This is a genomic window from Sphingobium boeckii, assembly GCF_014199215.1.
Classification (GTDB): Bacteria; Pseudomonadota; Alphaproteobacteria; order Sphingomonadales; family Sphingomonadaceae; genus Sphingobium_A; species Sphingobium_A boeckii.
On the sequence record NZ_JACIJC010000001.1, the window covers coordinates 541,724 to 559,961 of the forward strand.

The window sequence follows — 18,238 nt, forward strand, 5'->3', positions numbered from 1 at the left end:
CGGGCATGACGGCGAAGGCGGACACACCAAAGCAGAACGAATGGCTCGTCATCCTGGCCTCATCGCTTGGCACTGTTTTCGAATGGTATGATTTCTATCTCTACGGCCTGCTCGCCACGATCATTTCCGCACAGTTTTTCTCGGGCGTCAATGAAACCACGGGCTTCATCTTCGCGCTGGCTGCATTCGCAGCGGGGTTTGCGGTGCGGCCGTTCGGCGCGCTCGTCTTCGGCCGGGTGGGCGATATGGTGGGGCGCAAGAATACCTTCCTGGTGACCATGGGGATCATGGGGCTGTCCACCTTCGCGGTCGGACTGTTGCCCAGCTACGCAGCGATCGGCGTGGCAGCGCCGGTTTTGCTGGTTTTTCTGCGGCTGTTGCAGGGGCTGGCGCTAGGCGGGGAATATGGTGGTGCCGCCACCTATGTCGCCGAACATGCGCCGGCGGGCAAACGCGGTTTCCATACCAGCTTCATCCAGACGACTGCAACGCTGGGGCTGTTCGCCGCCCTTCTGGTGGTGATCGGATGCCGCAGCATTTTGGGCGAGGCGGCCTTTGCCGATTGGGGCTGGCGCGTGCCTTTCATCGTCTCGATCCTGTTGCTGGGCGTGTCACTTTGGATCCGGATGCAGCTTGAGGAAAGCCCGGTCTTTGCGAAGATGAAGGCCGAGGGGAAAACCTCAAAGGCACCGCTTACTGAAGCGTTCGCGCGCTGGGGTAATTTGAAGATCGTGTTCATCGCGCTGTTCGGGGCGGTCGCGGGGCAGGCGGTGGTCTGGTATACCGGGCAGTTTTACGCGCTGTTTTTCCTGGAAAAAACTTTGAAAGTGGAGGGTGCGACCGCCAACATCCTGATCGCGATCGCGCTGGCCATCGCAACGCCCGCTTTCCTCTTCTTCGGCTGGCTGTCCGATCGGATCGGGCGCAAGCCGATCATCCTGGCGGGCTGTGCCATCGCTGCGCTCACCTATTTTCCGCTCTTCGAATCCTTGTCCAAGGCGGCCAACCCTGCGCTCTATGCTGCGCAGCAAAATGCGCCCGTCACCGTCATCGCGGACCCTGCAAGCTGCGCGTTTCAATTCGATCCCATCGGGCGCAACACCTTTGAGAGCTCGGGCTGCGATGTCGCCAAATCATTGCTGGCCAAGGCAGGCGTCAACTATGCCAATGCCGGCCATGCAGGCGATCCCGCCACGGTGACCATCGGCAATCGCACGCTGGCCTATAGTGGAGAGCCTGCTGCGTTTCGGGCGGCCATCAACGCCGGGCTGGTCGAGGCGGGCTATCCCGCCAAGGCCGATGCAGCACAGATCAACAAGCCGCTGGTCGTGCTGATCCTGACGATCCTCGTGTTGTATGTGACGATGGTTTATGGCCCGATCGCGGCCTTGCTCGTGGAGTTGTTCCCAGCGCGTATCCGCTACACCTCCATGTCGTTGCCTTATCATATCGGCAATGGCTGGTTCGGCGGCTTCCTGCCGACCACGGCCTTTGCGATGGTCGCGGCCACGGGCAATATCTATTACGGGCTTTGGTATCCGATCGGCATTGCCGCGCTCACCGTGGTGATCGGGCTGTTCCTGTTACCGGAGACGGCGAAGCGTCCATTGGACGAGTGAGCGCGCGCAGCCCGATCAAAGGCCGCAGCCAGCCGATGCGGCGGCCGATATCGTAGAACAGCCAGCAACTCGCTGCCGTGCCCGCCAGGATCGCTGCAAATTGGGCCAACGGAGAGAGCGATAGCGGCAGCAGCCACCAGCCGATCAGCACGATCGCGCTTTGGTGGATTATATAAAAGGGGAAGACGGCCTCGCTGAGCCGCGCGCGCCAGCGATGATCGCGATCGAGCATCGTATCGGCCAGCCGCAGCATCACCAGCGCCATGCCCCAGAGCATCGCCGCCTGGGCCGCGCGATTGAGCGCCATGGTCGCGTGCGGCGGGGTGCTGGTGCCGGGATAGGCGGTTTCTACCGCAGCAAGGACCAGATAAGCCACCAGCGAAAGCACCAGCGCGGGCCGCCAGAGGCGCGCGATCGCAAGCCATAAGGCGGGTGCCCCCGCAAGGCCGAAGCCAAACAGAAACATCGGCAGCAAAATGAAATCGCTCACCCAATCATTGAACAGCCCGTGCGATTCCCCGGTGGTGAAGGTCAGCCCGATGCGCATGGGGATCAGATAGAGCAAAGGCATCCAGAGCAGCCGCCAGCCCGTAGCCAGTCGATCGAACAGCCCTCCCAGCATCTGCCGTGCTTGGGCAGGGATCAGTACCAGTCCGGCGACGAGCAGCATCGTATACAGCCAGAGATAGAAAACGAACCACAGATGCTCCCACGCCGGCAGCGTCACGCCATGGAGAGGTGCGACGCGGAAATAATCGTGCAGCCAGAAGGACCAGAATCCGCTTTCATAGCCATGGTTGAATTGCAGCGTGACCCAGCTTTGCGGCGGGATGATGAATATCATTGCAAAGAGCAGCGGGATCAGCAGGCGCTTGCTTCGTTCGGCGGCGAAGATGTCGAGAAGGCCCGCTTTGGTGATCATAGCGCGCGCGGCATAGCCGGAGACGATGAACAGCACCCCCAGACGCCATGGCGATACGAACAGCATCGGATAAGATAACGCCTCGATCGGTGCGTCCGTCTTCACCAGCCAGCCGCCGGTGACGAACATCATGCCGATGTGATAGAGGATCAGCAGCGCGAACGCCCCGATGCGCAGCCAATCCAGCCCGAAATGACGTGGGATGGCGGGCGCGGCCTGCACAGGATGCTGACTATCGGTTGTCATCGAAGCCCGCTATACCGCGAGCGGATTACCCGAAGCCTAAGACAGAGTATATTCAATGTCCCTCCGCCCCTGGCGCGATATCGCGCGCCGCCAATCGCGTCAGATCATGGTCGGCAATGTGCCGGTGGGGGGCGATGCGCCTGTCACCGTGCAGACGATGACCAATACGCCAACCAGCGATCCCGGCGCGACGATCGACCAGATCCGCCGCTGCGAGGATGTGGGCGTGGATATCATCCGGGTCTCCTGTCCCGATGTGGAATCGACGGCGGCGCTGGGCCAGATCGTGCGGGCGGCCAAGGTGCCGATCGTGGCGGATATCCATTTTCACTATAAGCGTGCGCTGGAAGCTGCGGATGCCGGCGCGGCGTGTCTACGCATCAATCCGGGCAATATCGGCTCCTCTGCGCGCGTGGCCGAAGTGGTGCGCGCCGCCAAGGCCAATGGCTGCGCGATCCGCATCGGCGTGAATGGCGGTTCGCTGGAAAAGGATCTCCTCGAAAAATATGGCGAGCCTTGTCCGGAGGCGCTGGTGGAAAGCGCACTTGATCATATCAAGCTGCTCCAGGATCATGATTTCCACGAATATAAGGTCGCGGTGAAGGCCAGCGATCATTTCCTGGCGGTGGCTGCGTATCAGCAATTGGCCGATGCCGTCGATTGCCCGCTGCATTTGGGCATCACCGAAGCCGGGGGTTTCGTCGGCGGCACGGTGAAGTCCGCGATCGGCATCGGGTCTCTGCTCTGGTTCGGCATCGGCGATACGATCCGCGTCTCGCTCTCAGCCGAGCCGGAGGATGAAGTCCGCGTCGGCTATGAGATTCTCAAGACGCTGGGAATCCGCACCCGCGGCGTGCGCGTGGTCTCCTGCCCGAGCTGCGCGCGGCAGGGCTTCGACGTGATCCGCACCGTGCAGACGCTGGAAGAACGGCTGAAGCACATCTCCACTCCGCTTTCGCTCTCCATCCTGGGGTGCGTGGTCAATGGCCCCGGCGAAGCGCGTGAGACCGATATCGGCATCACCGGCGGTGGCAATGGCAAGCACATGGTCTATCTCTCGGGCGTGACCGATCACCATGTGCAGGATGAAAGCATGATCGATCACATCGTCAAGCTGGTGGAAGCCAAGGCCGCGGAGATCGAAGCGGAGACCACCGATACGCCGATCGCGGCGGAATAGGATTTCAGCGCAGGAGTTTGACCTGGGCTATGTGATTCAAATTTGCCCAAGCCCGATCGGTCGTCAGTGCAGTCGCGTTCAAGCGCGCGGTCAACGCCAGACATGCCCGATCACCGAGAGAAAGACCAAATTGACGAGAGGGCTCGCGCAACAGGCCGGTGTCGTGTGCATCACCCGCGCCAAAAGCTATCACATCCAGATCAAGTGTCGCGACAACGCTTTCGATAAGAGTGCGGTCCATATCGAGATCGCTGATTTTGGAAATAACCTCGGCCAGATTGACGGCACTTATACAACTTTCAGGCAGCGCCTGCATAACGATGTCTGAACCGGGTTCCGAACGGATGAGACAAATCAGTGCTGACGCGTCCAATACCCATTTATTGCTCACGCTTGGCTTCCGCACGACGCTCCGCGATAAGCTCGTCAGACAAGCAACGCTCAGGCGAATATTGTTTCATAATATCCTGAACACGCATCACGGCTTCGTCCAAAGAGCGGATCGTAACACCATTTTCGCCGTCCTCGACCACCAGTGTCTTACCGACGTCAAAGCCATATTTGCGTCTCAAGGCGGCAGGAAGCACGATCTTTCCTCCCTGTATAACACGGACATGAGCGCCCATTTCGAAACTCCCAAAGGGTACTGCCTTGCCCTCCATACCTAAAACGAATTTTGGTATCAACCAAACTGCTGACTTGGGCATTGTTCGTGGCTATCGCTTGCGCAATGAATGCCTCACAAAATACGCAAGCCTTCGCCGTTGCCACGCTTGGAATCGCCGTATTCTCAGCGATGGACGCCATCATGAAGGGGCTGTCGATCGAGATCGGCGCTTATAACGCGATGCTGTGGCGCTCGATTGCCGCAAGCGTGATCGGGGGCGGGCTGTTCCTCGCGTTGCGCAAGCCCTGGCCCGCCACGCCGGTGCTCAAACTCCATGTCGCGCGCGGAGTCACCGCGGCCATATCCGTTCTGATGTTTTTCTGGGGGCTGGCGCGCGTGCCGATCGCGCAAGGGGTGGCGCTGTCATTCGTTGCGCCGCTGGTGGCCTTGTATCTCGCGGCGGTCATCCTGAAGGAGGATGTCGGCAAGAATGCGATCATGGCCTCGATCATCGCTTTCACTGGCGTGATCGTGATCCTCGCCGGACAGGCGCAGGCCGATATGGGGCCGGACGCGTTTCGCGGCGCGATCGCGATCCTGATCGCGGCGGTCATTTACGCGCTCAGCCTGATCATTGCGCGGCGGCAATCCCTGGTGGCGGATCCCCTGGATGTGGCGTTTTTCAACAATGCGGTCGCCACGGTGCTCTTTCTGGTCGCAGCCCCCTGGCTGGCCTTCGTCCCCGCCGCCGAGCATGTGCCGAATCTGATCATCTCGGCTGTGTTCGCCTTCCTTTCGATGATGCTGCTCGCCTGGGCCTATGCGCGGGCCGAGGCGCAATATCTGTTGCCGGTGGAATATACAGCGTTCATCTGGGCCGCGTTGCTCGGCTGGCTTGTTTTTGGCGAGACGGTGTCCGTGCTTACGGTCATAGGTGCGTTGATGATCGTCGCCGGCTGCCTGCTCGCCGCGCGCCGCCGTCCCGAAGTGATTGCTCAAGCCGAGGTAGCTCTATGACCGTTTCCGTCCGCCGCGCCGTTCCCGGCGATGTTTCCCATATCCTGGATATGATCGTGGCGCTCGCGGTCTATGAGCAGGAGCCCGATGCCGTGAAGGCGACGGAAGATTCGCTCGGGCAAACACTGTTCGGACCTAATCCGCAGGTGTTCGTCCATATCGCCGAGCAGGATGGCAAGGCGATCGGCCTGGCGCTGTGGTTCCTCACTTATTCCACCTGGACGGGGCGGCCGAGCCTCTATCTGGAAGATCTGTTCGTGGCCGACAGCGCGCGGGGCGATGGCGTCGGCCGGATGCTGCTGGCCGCGCTTGCGAGGGAAGCCAAGGCGCTCGGATGTGCCCGGATGGATTGGGCGGTGCTGGATTGGAATGAGAAGGCGCGGGGCTTTTACATGCGGATCGGCGCGCACCATTCCACCGGATGGGAACCATGGCGGATCGAGGGCGAGGCCCTGGAGCGTCTGGCGGCCAATGGATGAGCGCTGATCCCGGCCTGATCGCCTGGGTGAGCGAAGCTCTGGAGCCGATGGGCCATGTTTCGATGCGCCGGATGATGGGCGGAGCCACGCTCTATCTGGATGGAATCGTCTTCGCGATCGTGGGTGACGATCGGCTGTGGTTGAAGGGCGATGCCGTATCGGACGCCCGATGGGATGCGGCGGGCTGCGCCAAATTCTCTTATGAGATGAAGGGCAAGATGGCCGTGATGAACTATCGCGCCGCGCCCGACGACGTTTATGACGATGCCGATGCGCTGCGCGAATGGTGCGCGCTTGCGCTGGAAGCCGGTTTGCGCGGTGCGGCAAAGAAGAAGCCGAAGGCGCGGGGCACAGATTGATCGGATTCCGGCTTTCGCGCGGATGGAGCACAGGTCTATAGGATTGCCGATACAGGGGAGTCCTTCATGTTCATTCGCATCGACGACAGCATTTCCGTTTCGCCGCAGATCACGCCCGCGCAGGTCGCCGAGGCCGCGGCTCAGGGCGTGGCGCTGATCGTCAACAACAGGCCGGACGAGGAAGAGGCCGGGCAGCCCATGGGCGCCGAGATCGAGGCTGCGGCCAATGCGGCGGGGATCGCCTATCGCGCCATTCCCGTCACGCATTCCGGTTTTTCGGCGCATCAATTGGCCGCGATGAACGAGGCGCTGGCGGCGGCGAACGGGCCGGTTCTGGCCTATTGCCGATCGGGCACGCGGTCCACCTATCTCTGGGCGTTGGCCCGTGCGCAGCAAGGCGATGCCCCTGATGATCTGGCCGCGAAGGCTGCGAACGCCGGCTATGATCTCGGCGGGATCAGGGGCATGATCGATTCGCTGGCCGGGGGCCGATGAACTGGATTTTGCTGGCGGGATCGCTGGCCGGCATTCTCGGTCTGGCGCTGGCCGCGCATTGGCTGGGACTGGGCAGTGATCCGCGGATCAGGGATGAGGATCATGCCCGCCGCCTGGCGCAAGAGGCGCATTGCGGCTTCGAGCCGGTGGATATTGCGGTGGATCGCGGCGGCTATGCGGCCTTGCTCAAGGATGCCGGCGAACGGCACATGCTGATCCGCGCGCATGGCAATCATTTCGTATCCCGCATGATCGAACCGCCCTTCTTCGGGCGTTTGAATCGCAGGATGCTCACGATCCGTCTGCCCGAACGCACCTTTGGCGAAGTGACGATGGATCTGGGCGATCGCGCCGCGATCTGGGCGAGCGGGCTGCGCCGCGCCGGAGGCATGAACGATGGCTGATCTGCCCAATCCCGTGGATTTCGCGGTGCCTGTGTTCATCCTGCTCGTGCTGGGCGAGATGGTCCTGGCGCGTTTCCGGGATCCCTCCCGCTACAATGCGAAAGATACACTCACCTCGCTGTCGCTGGGGCTGGGGAGCAGCATCGCAGGCGTGCTGAGCGCGGGTGCCATAGCCGCCATGGCCTTGTGGTTCTGGGATCATCGCTTGCTCGACATCCCTTATGCCTGGTGGGCCTGGCCGCTGTGTTTCGTGCTGGACGATCTGGCTTATTATGCCTTCCATCGGGCGGCGCACCGGGTGCGCTGGTTTTGGGCGAGCCATGTCATCCATCATTCCAGCCAGCATTATAATCTGTCGACCGCGCTGCGGCAGACATGGACCGGGTTTTTCAGCCTCGCCTTCCTCTTTCGCCTGCCCTTGTTCCTGATCGGCTTTCCGCCCGCCATGGTGCTCTTCTGCGCCGGACTGAACTTGATTTATCAATTCTGGATCCACACCGAGGCGATCCGCCGGATGCCGCGCTGGTTCGAAGCGGTGATGAACACGCCATCTCATCACCGCGTCCATCATGCCACCAATCCGCGCTATCTGGATCGTAACTATGCGGGCGTATTCATCATATGGGATAGGGTGTTCGGCAGCTTCACGCCCGAACTGGATGAAGACAAGCCGCGCTATGGCATCGTGAAAAATCTGGGCAGCTTCAATCTGCTCTGGGCCGCCTTTCACGAATGGATCGGGATCGCGAGGGATGTGTGGCGCGCGCCGGGGCTGGAAAACAAGCTGGGCTACATGTTTTCCCCGCCGGGATGGAGCCATGACGGTTCGCGCGAGTCCAGTGAAACGATCCGCGCGCGCTGGGCCGCACGCGAAGCGGCGCGCCGCGCGCCAGGCGACGCGGAAACCGCCTTGCCCCCATCCGAAATGACGTTAACGTAAACCCAGGCCGCCGCGAGACGGCCGGGGCGGGAGCGGATGGATGGACGAGGTCGATATCGTCGTAATCGGTGGCGGGTCTGGCGGCAGCGCTGCGGCCGGTCGGCTGGCCGCGGACGGGCGCTATAGCATCGCGCTGCTGGAGGCGGGCGGCTCCAACGACAATTTCCGCGTCAAGGCGCCGGGCATGATGCCCTTCATCGGCGATGCCGCGAACTGGCGATTCGAGACCGTGCCGCAAAAAGGGCTGAACGGCCGCGCCGGCTATCAGCCGCGCGGGCGTGGCCTTGGCGGTTCGAGCGCGATCAATGCGATGCTTTATATCCGTGGTTGCGCTTGGGACTATGATCATTGGGCGGCGCTGGGATGCACCGGATGGTCCTATGCCGACGTGCTCCCCGTGTTCCGGCGATGCGAGGATAATGAGCGCGGCGCGGATGACTATCATGGGGAGGGCGGGCCGCTCTCCGTGAGCGATCAGCATAGCCCCAATCCCGGCAGCCTCGCCTTTGTGGAATCGGCCGCTGCGCTCCAGTTTCCCCGCAATGGTGATTTCAACGGTGCGCAATTAGAGGGCGTGGGCGTTTATCAGGTGACTCAGAAGCGCGGCGAGCGCTGGTCGGCGGCGCGCGCGTATCTGGAGCCGAATCGCCGGGCCATCGATATCCGCACCGATGCGCGGGTCGAACGCATTCTGTTTGAAGCGGGCCGCGCGGTGGGCGTGGCTTATGTTCAGGGCGAAATGCGCAAGGTCGTCCGCGCGCGGCGCGCGGTGATCGTGGCAGGCGGCAGCTTCGGTTCGCCGCAGACTCTGATGTTGTCCGGCATCGGCCCGGCGGCGCATCTGCGCGATCACGGTATCTCGGTGATCGCCGACAGCCCGGCGGTGGGTGCGGATCTTCAGGATCATATCGATTTTGTGGCCGGCTATGAAACGGATGGCGCGCCGTTCATCGGAACCACATTGGCGGGCAGTTGGGCGATGGGAAAAGGGCTGATCCAGTGGCTGCGCCACCGCACCGGCCCCTTCACCACGCCTTATGCCGAAAGCGGCGGCTTTGCGAAGACGCGCCCCGATCTGGAGAGGCCCGATGTGCAATTCCATTTCGTGCCCGCGCTGCTGGAAAACCATGGGCGGGACAAGGTGAAGGGACACGGCTTTTCCTGCCATGTCTGCGTGCTGCGCCCGGAAAGCCGAGGCACCGTGCGGCTTGGCTCGCCCGATCCTGCAGCGCCGCCGGTCATCGATCCGGCGTTTCTCAGCGATGATCGCGATGTGCAGACGCTGCTGGCTGGGGTGAAGCTGATGCGGCGCATCCTCGAAACGCCGCCGCTCTCGGATTATCGCGGCAGGGATCGTCATATGGCGGGGGTGCAGGACGATGCGGCGATGATCGAGATCATCCGCAATCGGGCAGACACGGTCTATCATCCGGTCGGCACCTGCCGGATGGGTGCTGACGCCGGGTCCGTGGTCGATCCGCACCTGCGCGTGCGCGGAGTGGAGGGGCTTTATGTGGCGGATGCGTCGATCATGCCGCGGCTCGTGTCTGGCAACACTAATGCGCCCTCGATCATGATCGGCGAACGCTGCGCCGATTTCGTGAAGGGTGATCTGGCTTAGCGGCGCATTTCCGTTTGCCCCGAGCGAAGTCGACGGACGTGATGCCAAGGCCCGACATCCCTCGACTTCGCTCGGGACAAAAGGTTCTTCCCTATCCTGCATCAAAGAAAAAAGGGCTGGTGCGTCGCCACACCAGCCCAGTCGGTTCGCAGGAGGAACCCAGGTGGGGGGCGGCCTTGGCCGCCCCCGATCCGTCAGTAATTGTAGGCGCGTTCGCCATGTTCCGCGAGGTCGAGGCCTTCCTGTTCGACTTCGACGGTGGGGCGGAGGCCAATCGTGTATTTGAGCGCGAGGAACAGAACCAGCGAGACGGTTCCGGTCCACAGCACCGTGGTGCCAACGGCCCAGATCTGGGTCATGACCTGCGCACCCATGTCATACACGCCAGCCTTGGCGACAGGCGCGGTATAGTCGATCCAGCCCTGACCACCGAAGTCCGGATTGGCCACAACGCCGGTGCCGATCGCGCCGATGATCCCGCCCACGCAGTGGATGCCGAACACGTCGAGCGTGTCGTCATATTTCAGCGCATTCTTGACCGTGGTGACGAACACGAAGCAGACACCCGACGCAACCGCGCCTAGGATGATCGCGGTGCCGGGGTGGGCAAAGCCCGCTGCCGGCGTGATGGCGACGAGGCCGGCAACGACGCCCGATGCAGCGCCGAGCAACGAAGGCTTCTTGTGCACGATCTGCTCGATCACGGCCCAGGTGACGCCGGCCGCCGCGGTGGCGGTGAAGGTGTTGATGAAGGCGAGTGCGCCAAAGGCATTGGCTTCGAGACCCGAGCCGGCGTTGAAACCGAACCAGCCGATCCAGAGCAAGGATGCACCGATCATGGTCATCACCAGCGAGTGCGGCGGCATGGGCTCAGACTTGTAGCCGATGCGCGGACCGATCACGAGGCAGCCTACAAGGCCGGCGATGCCCGCATTGATGTGAACCACGGTGCCACCAGCGAAATCGAGCGCGCCCCAGCCATACAGCAGGCCCATATCGGTGGGCGCTGCATACAGGAAGTCTGGGCCAGCCCAATACCATACCATGTGTGCGATCGGGAAATAGGCGAGCGTCAGCCATGCCACCGTGAAGATGATCAGCGGGGTGAATTTCACACGCTCTGCAAACGCCCCGACGATCAGCGCCGGCGTGATGCAGGCGAAGGTCATCTGGAAGATCACGAACACATATTCAGGCAGATAGACGCCGTTGGAGAAGGTCGCGGCGAAGGTCGACGGATCGACGCCCTTCAGAAACGCCTTGTCCAGCCCGCCGAACAGGCTCGGGAAGGGCGATCCGGTCGAGGTGAAGGCCATCGAATAGCCCCAGCCGAACCAGACGAGTGCGGCAACGCAGACGATGGTGAGAACCTGCATCAACACAGAGAGCATGTTCTTGGTGCGGACAAGGCCGCCGTAGAAGAGCGCGAGTGCGGGCACGGACATCATCAGCACGAAGGCCGAAGCGACCAGCATCCAGGCGACATCGCCCTTGTTGACCATATCGGCGGTTGGCGTGAAGGCCGCGGCTGCGGCAGGCGCAGCTTCCGCCACGGCGTCGACCGCATTCGCGGCGACATTCGCCCAGGCGGACGAAGCAGCGATGAGAGAGGCGCCGAGCGCCCCTGCAACCGCTGCGATTTTCTTTGAAATCGTCATTGTTCCCCCTTTTCTCAAAGCGCGGTTTCGTCGGTTTCGCCCGTGCGGATGCGAACCGCCTGGCTCACGTCCAGCACGAAGATCTTGCCGTCGCCGATGGCGCCGGTGTTGGCGGCGGCCTGAACGGCTTCCACCACGCGGTTCGCGAGATCAGAGGCGCATACGACCTCGATCTTGATCTTGGGAACCATGTTCGTGCTGTATTCGGCACCGCGATAGATTTCGGTTTGCCCCTTTTGCCGCCCGAAGCCCTTGACTTCGGAGACGGTCATCCCGGCGACCCCAAGCTCGGAGAGGGCTTCACGCACCTCGTCCAGCTTGAACGGTTTGATGATGGCTATGACGAGTTTCATTCGGCCCCCTTATTGCGTTGTCCGATCGGGACATTTGTCCGCCACGATCAAGAGCAAGGGGTGTGCCAGAATCCGGAGTCGCCCGGATTCCGCCGCGGTGCACAAATTTCTGTCCGCGTGATGAGAGGGTGAGGGTCTAATTATTGTGCAGACGCAAATGAATGCCTATTTTCCAGGCAGCCTTTCAGCTTTGCGCAAGAATATTCTGCGCGGCATCAAAATCTTCGTCCGCCACCATCAGACGCACGGGCGTCAGGAAGCCCAGGCCGAGCCCGCCCATGCCGCCGTCGAACAGCATTGCCTCTATCCCTTCGGAAAGAAGCTGCAGCCGCGCGAGGTCTGCGCCGATGCGATCGGAAAATTCGGCGACGGGGACGAGGGACATGAACACTCTATAAACTGATCCCTCGCCAGATCCAATTTCCGTTCCGGCTGAGCCTGTCGAAGCCCTTTTCTTTCTTATGGATCGTAAGGCAGGAAGAGGCTTCGACAGGCTCAGCCCGAACGGCTGGCGGCGGCAATTACCAGCCCGCGCCTTCCTCGGCTGCCTCTTCCTCGCCCGGCCGCATGGCGCGGCCCAAGATGCCGTTGCGATGGGGAAAGCGGTGAAAGCGCTTGATCACCTCATGATGCTTTTTCGCGAAATCCAGCGAGTCCGCTTTGCCGAGCGCGGTGAAGAGCAGGATCGAGCGCTCCTGATCGTCCATATCCTCGCTATGCTGGAACGGCATATAGAGAAAGCTGCGTTCGTCTTCGCTCAGCGTATCATCGAAATCCTTGTCGAGCGCCCCGCGCGCGATCGCCAGCGCCAGGGGATCGGTGGCGAACGCCTCGGCGCTGTCGCGAAACAGATTGCGCGAGAATTGATCGAACAGGATCACGCCCGCCAGCGCCTCTTTCGCCGAACCCAGGAAACTGTCCGGCGTGCGCTCGCGCCAATCCTCCCGCAGATCGCCGAAGCGCGCCCGGATCGCCGCATCCGTCTCGTCCGACCGCACCCACCAGCGATCCGGCCCGATCTTGTCGAACCAGAAGTGGAGGATGGCCTGCGCTTCCGGGCTCAAGCCGCAGTGCCACCCACTGTGAGCGCGTTGATCAGCAGTGTGGGTTGACCCACACCCGCCGGCACCGATTGCCCCGCCTTGCCGCACATGCCCACGCCTTCATCCAGCGCGAAATCATTGCCGATGCCGGTGACCTTGGTCAGCACGCTCGGGCCATCGCCGATCAGCGTGGCACCCTTGATCGGCGCGCCCAGCTTGCCATTTTCGATCTTATAGGCCTCGGTGCAGGAGAAGACGAACTTGCCCGACACGATATCGACCTGCCCGCCGCCGAAGCTCTTCGCGAAGATGCCGTTCTTCACACGGAACAGCATCTCGGCGGGATCATCATGGCCGCCCTTCATGAAGGTGTTGGTCATGCGCGGCATCGGGGCATGGGCATAGGATTGGCGGCGGCCGTTGCCGGTGGGCTCCACCCCCATCAGGCGGGCGTTGAGCCGGTCCTGCATATAGCCCTTCAAGATACCGTCCTCGATCAGGATCGTCTCGCCCGTGGGCGTGCCTTCATCGTCGATCGAGAGAGAACCGCGCCGTGCCCCGATCGATCCGTCGTCGACCACGGTGACGCCCGCCGCCGCCACGCGTTCCCCGATTCGGCCGGAAAAGGCGCTGGTGCCCTTGCGGTTGAAATCGCCTTCCAGGCCGTGGCCGATCGCTTCATGCAGCAGGATGCCCGGCCAGCCGGGGCCGAGCAGCACGGTCGTCTCGCCCGCAGGCGCGGCAACCGCTTCCAGATTGACCAGCGCCTGTGCCAGCGCCTCGTCGATCGCGCGGTTCCAGGTGGCGGGTTCGAACAATTGATCATAGAGATAGCGGCCGCCCATGCCGAAATTGCCCGTCTCGCGCCGGCCATTCTGTTCGGCGACGATGCTCACGTTCAGGCGGACCAAGGGGCGCACGTCCATTCCCGAATAGCCATCGGCGCGGACGATCTCCACCACCGTCCAGGATGCGGACAGGCCGACGGAGACCTGCGCCACGCGTGGATCGCGCGCGCGGGCGGCAGCGTCGATCGCCTCGCACAATGCAACCTTCTTGGCGAAGGGGATCAGGCCCATGGGATCGTCGGCGGTGTAGAGGTGCCGGTTGTTGCCGCGCGGGGGTGGGGCGGGCTCGCCCTTGGCGGGATCGAGCAAGGTCAGCGTCTCGGCCGCGCGGCGGATGGCGGCGGCGCTGAGTTCATTGGCATGGGCAAAGCCGGTGGTCTCGCCCGATACGCCGCGCAGGCCGAAACCCGATTCGCTGGAATAGTCCGCTGTCTTCAGGCGGCCGTCATCGAAACCGAAGCTCTCGGACGCGGCATATTGAAGATACAGTTCGCCATCGTCGCAGCGCTTCAGCGCTTCGGCGGTCAGCTTTTTGGCGGTATCGGGATCGAGCCCGTCGGCGCGATAGAGAAAGGAGCGGGGATCTGTTTGCATACCCCCGATATAGGGGCAGAATCCGTGATGTGCACCCCGGTCCGGCGCTTATCCGGCCGGATGATCCGCCGGCCCGCCGATCAGAATGAACCGGCGATCGCAATAGCCGCAATCGGCAAAGCCCTTCTCGTCAATTTCGAGCCACACGCGCGGATGACCAAGCGCTGCGCCGCCGGGGATTTCGCTCGCGCCGTCACAGGCGACACGGCTGGTGTTCACGCGGGTGGTTTCGGGAGCGTTTGTCATGATGAGGCGCTTAGCAAGCGCGCATGGGCCGCGCAATCCGGCGCGTGCGGATCAGAGATAGTTTACCGTGAGCGTGAAATTGCCCGAATAAGCGCCAGGAAGCTGGTTCGCACCCACGTTCAGCGTGCCACCGACGCGAAACGTCTGCAGCCCTGTGCCGGGAAACAGGCGAATGCCGGTGCCGCCTTCCACGTTGAGCGTGCTCGTCATGCTGCCGCCGCCCGCGCGGGTGAGTGTCGGCGCTGCGCTGATCCCCACCACAACCAGGATGCCGATCGCCGCCGCGCCCACGAATTGCGCGCCATTGGGCGTGCCGCCGATCGCCGTGACCCCGCCCGCGGTGGTTCGCGCGCCGGTGGTCGGGTTGATCGTCACGGTGCCCGGCGTGCCCCCCACCGCGACATCGCCGAAATCGAGATCGGCGGTCTTCAACAGCGATAGCGGCTTCACCGTGATGACCACCGCATCGCCATTGCCGGTCTTGGCGAAACCATGGCCGGGCAGCCCGATCAGCGCGATCAGGCAGGCGCTGCGCAAGGCGAGGCCAGACCAGTCGATCGCTTTATTTGCAAGAGTGTCGGTGAATGCCATGCGATGATCCTGCTCTTCCATTGCTTAACAAGCGGTTCCCTTGCCGGGAATCCGTTTCAAAACGCGCGTGGAGCTTGTCATGATGGCATGTGGCGCGAGGGGGCGGCTGCGAGACCGTCCCCCCACTTGTCCCCCCGATGCGCCGCTTATGCGTTGCATGGTCGGGAGCGTTGGCAGGCCCCACACCCGCCGCCGCTCATAAGACCGTCTCTGGTCCCCACCTCAAAGGCTCTACGGGCCTCCGCTGAAAGCATGATGAAAGGCTATGGTTAATCAAAGCTAAACATCCGTCTACGGCTTTGCGCGAACGCGGCAACCGTCTATGCGGACGGGATGACTGAAGCCGCGATCGAAATCCAGGGAATCGAGAAAACCTACGCCGGGGGGAAGCGCGCGCTGGAAGGCGTGAGTTTCGATGTGCCGCGCGGCCAGATATTCGGGCTGCTCGGGCCAAATGGCGCGGGGAAGTCCACGCTGATCAATATCCTGGCCGGTCTGGTGAACAAGACCGCGGGCCGTGCCTCGATCTGGGGTTTCGATATCGACGCCAATCCGCGCAACGCCAAGGCGTCGATCGGCATCGTCAATCAGGAGATATTGTTCGATCCTTTCTTTACGCCGTTCGAGACGCTGGAGAATCAGGCCGGGCTTTATGGCGTGCCCAAGGCGAAGCGCCGGACGATGGACCTGCTGAAGGCGGTGCGCCTGGAAGACAAGGCCAATGCCTATGCGCGCACGCTCTCCGGCGGCATGAAGCGCCGCCTGATGGTGGCCAAGGCTTTGGTCCATGCGCCGCCCGTGCTGGTGCTGGACGAGCCGACCGCGGGCGTGGATATCGAATTGCGCCAGCAGCTCTGGTCCTATGTCCGCGAACTCAATGCGCAGGGCGTGACCGTGGTGCTCACCACGCATTATCTGGAGGAAGCCGAGGAATTGTGTGATCGCATCGCGATTATCAATCACGGCAAATTGATCGCCAACCAACCCACGCGCGCATTGGTCGGCATGGCGCAGGAAAAGGTGGTCGAGGTCACGGTGGACCGCGATATCGCATTGACCCCGGTCAATGCCTGTTTCCAGAAGATCGAGCAAAAGGGCGACCGCGTGCTGGCGATCACCTATCAGAAGGACAAGGTGAACGCAGGCCAGGTGCTCGCCGCCGTCCAGGCCGATGGCTTCGGCATCATCGACGTGGTGACGCGCGAAGCCGATCTGGAGGATGTGTTCCTGAACCTGACGCGCGCCAGCAATGCGGCATAAGCGGTGACATTCTGCTCCCTTCCACGCTTTCGTGGAGGGGCTGGGGGTGGCTCTTCTTTATTTCTCCGCGACCCAGAAGAAGAACCCACCCCCAGCCCCGCCCGGAAGGCCGGAAGGGGAGTATTGGACGGATGTGAAGATCGATGAGTAGCCACCATTACGACATCCTGATCATCGGCTCCGGTGCAGCCGGGCTGACGGCGGCGCTCAATCTGGCGGGCCGGTTCAAGGTGGCGGTGCTGGCCAAGGGCGGGCTTTCCGAAGGCGCGACGGGCTGGGCGCAGGGCGGGATCGCCGCGGTGCTGGAGCCGGGCGATACGTTCGAAAGCCATATCGAGGATACGATGGTGGCAGGCGCCGGCCTCAACAACCGCGCGACCGTCGAATTCGTGGTGGAGAATGCGCCGCGCGCGATCGAGCGGCTGGCCGAGCTGGGTGTGCCGTTTAACGCGGGCGGCACCGAACGCTGGCATCTGACGCGTGAAGGCGGGCACAGCCATCGCCGCATCGTGCATGTGGACGACGCCACCGGCTGGGCAGTGCAACAGGCACTCGAGAAGGCGGCGTTCGCCAATCCCAACATCACGCTGATCCCCGACATGGCGGTGATCGATCTGGTCACCAGCCGCCACGGCGAGCGCTTTTCCGGCGATGGTCATGTGTGGGGCGCTTATGCCTGCAACCGCAAGACCGGCCGGGTGGAGACCTTCACCGCGCGCGCCACGATCCTGGCGACGGGCGGGGCGGGGCGCACCTATCTTTATTCCACAGCCCCGCGCGGCGCGACCGGGGACGGCATCGCGATGGCGTGGCGCGCGGGTTGTCGCGTGTCCAACATGGAATTCATGCAATTCCATCCCACCTGTCTTTACAATCTGGAGGTCAAGAATTTCCTGATCACCGAGGCCGTGCGCGGCGAGGGCGGGTTGCTGAAAATCCCCACCACGGGCGAGCGTTTCATGCCGCGCTTCGATCCGCGCGAGGAACTGGCTCCGCGCGATGTGGTGGCGCGCGCGATCGATCATGAGATCAAACGGCTGGGTCTGGATTATGTCCATCTCGACATCAGCCACAAACCACCTGCATTCGTGATGGAGCATTTCCCCAATATCTATGCGCGGCTGCTGGAATTGGGCACGGATATTACCAAGGAGCCGATCCCGGTAGTCCCCGCGCAGCATTACACCTGCGGCGGCGTGATCATCGATCTGGACGGATGCACCGATCTGCCCGGACTTTACGCCGCCGGCGAGGTCACCGAATCCGGGCTGCACGGCGCCAATCGCCTGGCCTCCAACTCGCTGCTGGAATGCTTCGTGTTCGGTGAGGCTGCGGCCAGGCATATCGCGGCGCATTGGGATGGCCTGCCTCTGCCCCCGGCCATCCGGCCCTGGGATGAAAGCCGCGTCACCGATTCCGATGAAGAGGTGATCGTGCAGCATAATTGGCGCGAAATCCGCCGGTTCATGTGGGATTATGTCGGCATCGTGCGCACCACCAAGCGGCTTGAGCGCGCGCAGCATCGCGTGGCGCTGCTGCGGCAGGAAGTGGACGATTATTACGGCAATTTCCGCGTGACACCCGATCTGATCGAGCTGCGCAATCTGATCGAAGTCGCCAGCCTGATCGTCCGCTCCGCGCTGCGCCGCAAGGAAAGCCGCGGGCTGCATTACACGACGGACTATCCCGATACGCTGCTGACCGCGGATGATACGGTGCTGGTGCCTTGAACCGACCGTCATTCTGAACGCGTTTC

Annotated in this window: 21 protein-coding genes; 11 read left to right on the forward strand and 10 right to left on the reverse strand. The window is 62.5% G+C overall.

Going from position 1 to position 18,238, the window contains the following annotated elements; genetic code table 11:
• The first annotated feature begins 5 nt into the window (after positions 1–5).
• Entirely contained in the window at positions 6–1,619 is a 1,614-nt protein-coding gene (locus tag FHS49_RS02815; protein WP_184014999.1) for an MFS transporter, read from the forward strand.
• Here the strand turns inward: FHS49_RS02815 and FHS49_RS02820 are convergent.
• Positions 1,558–2,787, reverse strand: coding sequence for an acyltransferase family protein (locus tag FHS49_RS02820; protein WP_221240343.1), 1,230 nt, complete (start codon positions 2,785–2,787; stop codon positions 1,558–1,560). The genes FHS49_RS02815 and FHS49_RS02820 overlap by 62 nt on opposite strands.
• Positions 2,788–2,842: 55 nt before the next feature.
• Between FHS49_RS02820 and ispG the strand changes: the two genes are divergently transcribed.
• Entirely contained in the window at positions 2,843–3,967 is a 1,125-nt protein-coding gene (gene ispG, locus FHS49_RS02825; RefSeq protein ID WP_184015001.1) for a flavodoxin-dependent (E)-4-hydroxy-3-methylbut-2-enyl-diphosphate synthase, read from the forward strand.
• Positions 3,968–3,971: 4 nt separating this feature from the next.
• On the opposite strand, the gene FHS49_RS02830 is transcribed toward ispG, so the two are convergent.
• The gene (locus tag FHS49_RS02830) at positions 3,972–4,358 is read right to left on the reverse strand and encodes a PIN domain-containing protein (protein ID WP_184015003.1); all 387 of its coding nucleotides are present in this window, start codon (positions 4,356–4,358) and stop codon (positions 3,972–3,974) included.
• On the reverse strand, positions 4,348–4,674 hold the full coding sequence (locus FHS49_RS02835) for an AbrB/MazE/SpoVT family DNA-binding domain-containing protein (RefSeq protein WP_246350228.1): 327 nt from the start codon (positions 4,672–4,674) through the stop codon (positions 4,348–4,350). The genes FHS49_RS02830 and FHS49_RS02835 overlap by 11 nt, the downstream gene beginning before the upstream one ends.
• 23 nt (positions 4,675–4,697) lie before the next feature.
• On the opposite strand from FHS49_RS02835, the gene FHS49_RS02840 reads away from it, so the two are divergent.
• The 7 genes from FHS49_RS02840 (at position 4,698) to FHS49_RS02870 (ending at position 9,889) form a co-directional block, all read left to right on the forward strand.
• The gene (locus tag FHS49_RS02840) at positions 4,698–5,591 is read left to right on the forward strand and encodes a DMT family transporter (RefSeq protein ID WP_184015005.1); all 894 of its coding nucleotides are present in this window, start codon (positions 4,698–4,700) and stop codon (positions 5,589–5,591) included.
• Complete coding sequence (locus FHS49_RS02845; RefSeq protein ID WP_184015007.1) at positions 5,588–6,070, forward strand: GNAT family N-acetyltransferase; 483 nt, start codon at positions 5,588–5,590, stop codon at positions 6,068–6,070. Before FHS49_RS02840 ends, FHS49_RS02845 begins: the two co-directional genes overlap by 4 nt.
• A complete protein-coding gene (locus FHS49_RS02850) occupies positions 6,067–6,429 on the forward strand; it encodes a TfoX/Sxy family protein (RefSeq protein ID WP_184015009.1) in 363 nt (120 codons plus the stop codon). Before FHS49_RS02845 ends, FHS49_RS02850 begins: the two co-directional genes overlap by 4 nt.
• A gap of 66 nt (positions 6,430–6,495) precedes the next feature.
• Positions 6,496–6,924 carry a protein tyrosine phosphatase family protein gene (locus tag FHS49_RS02855; protein ID WP_184015011.1) on the forward strand — a complete coding sequence of 143 codons (429 nt, stop codon included), beginning with the start codon at positions 6,496–6,498 and terminating at the stop codon, positions 6,922–6,924.
• Positions 6,921–7,328, forward strand: a complete 408-nt coding sequence (locus FHS49_RS02860; protein ID WP_184015013.1) for a hypothetical protein — start codon at positions 6,921–6,923, stop codon at positions 7,326–7,328. The genes FHS49_RS02855 and FHS49_RS02860 overlap by 4 nt, the downstream gene beginning before the upstream one ends.
• Entirely contained in the window at positions 7,321–8,268 is a 948-nt protein-coding gene (locus FHS49_RS02865) for a sterol desaturase family protein (RefSeq protein ID WP_184015015.1), read from the forward strand. Before FHS49_RS02860 ends, FHS49_RS02865 begins: the two co-directional genes overlap by 8 nt.
• Positions 8,269–8,308: 40 nt before the next feature.
• Complete coding sequence (locus FHS49_RS02870; RefSeq protein ID WP_184015017.1) at positions 8,309–9,889, forward strand: GMC family oxidoreductase; 1,581 nt, start codon at positions 8,309–8,311, stop codon at positions 9,887–9,889.
• A 194-nt stretch (positions 9,890–10,083) separates the two neighbouring features.
• Here FHS49_RS02870 and FHS49_RS02875 read toward each other — a convergent pair whose 3' ends face one another.
• The 7 genes from FHS49_RS02875 to FHS49_RS02905 all read right to left on the reverse strand — a co-directional run bounded on the left by FHS49_RS02875 (position 10,084) and on the right by FHS49_RS02905 (position 15,222).
• Positions 10,084–11,547 (reverse strand): ammonium transporter, encoded by a 1,464-nt coding sequence (locus FHS49_RS02875; protein WP_184015019.1) that lies wholly within the window; start codon positions 11,545–11,547, stop codon positions 10,084–10,086.
• A gap of 14 nt (positions 11,548–11,561) precedes the next feature.
• Positions 11,562–11,900 carry a P-II family nitrogen regulator gene (locus FHS49_RS02880; protein ID WP_184015021.1) on the reverse strand — a complete coding sequence of 113 codons (339 nt, stop codon included), beginning with the start codon at positions 11,898–11,900 and terminating at the stop codon, positions 11,562–11,564.
• A 184-nt stretch (positions 11,901–12,084) separates the two neighbouring features.
• Complete coding sequence (locus tag FHS49_RS02885) at positions 12,085–12,285, reverse strand: putative signal transducing protein (RefSeq protein ID WP_184015023.1); 201 nt, start codon at positions 12,283–12,285, stop codon at positions 12,085–12,087.
• Positions 12,286–12,421: 136 nt separating this feature from the next.
• On the reverse strand, positions 12,422–12,964 hold the full coding sequence (locus tag FHS49_RS02890) for a DUF924 family protein (protein WP_184015025.1): 543 nt from the start codon (positions 12,962–12,964) through the stop codon (positions 12,422–12,424).
• Positions 12,961–14,385: a metalloprotease TldD gene (gene tldD, locus FHS49_RS02895; RefSeq protein ID WP_184015027.1), complete on the reverse strand. Its 1,425-nt coding sequence runs from the start codon at positions 14,383–14,385 to the stop codon at positions 12,961–12,963. The genes FHS49_RS02890 and tldD overlap by 4 nt, the downstream gene beginning before the upstream one ends.
• A 48-nt stretch (positions 14,386–14,433) precedes the next feature.
• Positions 14,434–14,631, reverse strand: a complete 198-nt coding sequence (locus FHS49_RS02900) for a zinc-finger domain-containing protein (protein WP_184015029.1) — start codon at positions 14,629–14,631, stop codon at positions 14,434–14,436.
• A gap of 51 nt (positions 14,632–14,682) precedes the next feature.
• Positions 14,683–15,222, reverse strand: a complete 540-nt coding sequence (locus tag FHS49_RS02905) for a DUF4402 domain-containing protein (RefSeq protein WP_184015031.1) — start codon at positions 15,220–15,222, stop codon at positions 14,683–14,685.
• Positions 15,223–15,555: 333 nt separating this feature from the next.
• On the opposite strand from FHS49_RS02905, the gene FHS49_RS02910 reads away from it, so the two are divergent.
• Both FHS49_RS02910 and nadB read left to right on the forward strand, forming a co-directional pair.
• Positions 15,556–16,482 (forward strand): ABC transporter ATP-binding protein, encoded by a 927-nt coding sequence (locus FHS49_RS02910; protein ID WP_184015033.1) that lies wholly within the window; start codon positions 15,556–15,558, stop codon positions 16,480–16,482.
• A gap of 143 nt (positions 16,483–16,625) precedes the next feature.
• Positions 16,626–18,212, forward strand: coding sequence for an L-aspartate oxidase (nadB, locus tag FHS49_RS02915; protein ID WP_184015034.1), 1,587 nt, complete (start codon positions 16,626–16,628; stop codon positions 18,210–18,212).
• The last annotated feature ends 26 nt before the right edge of the window (positions 18,213–18,238 follow it).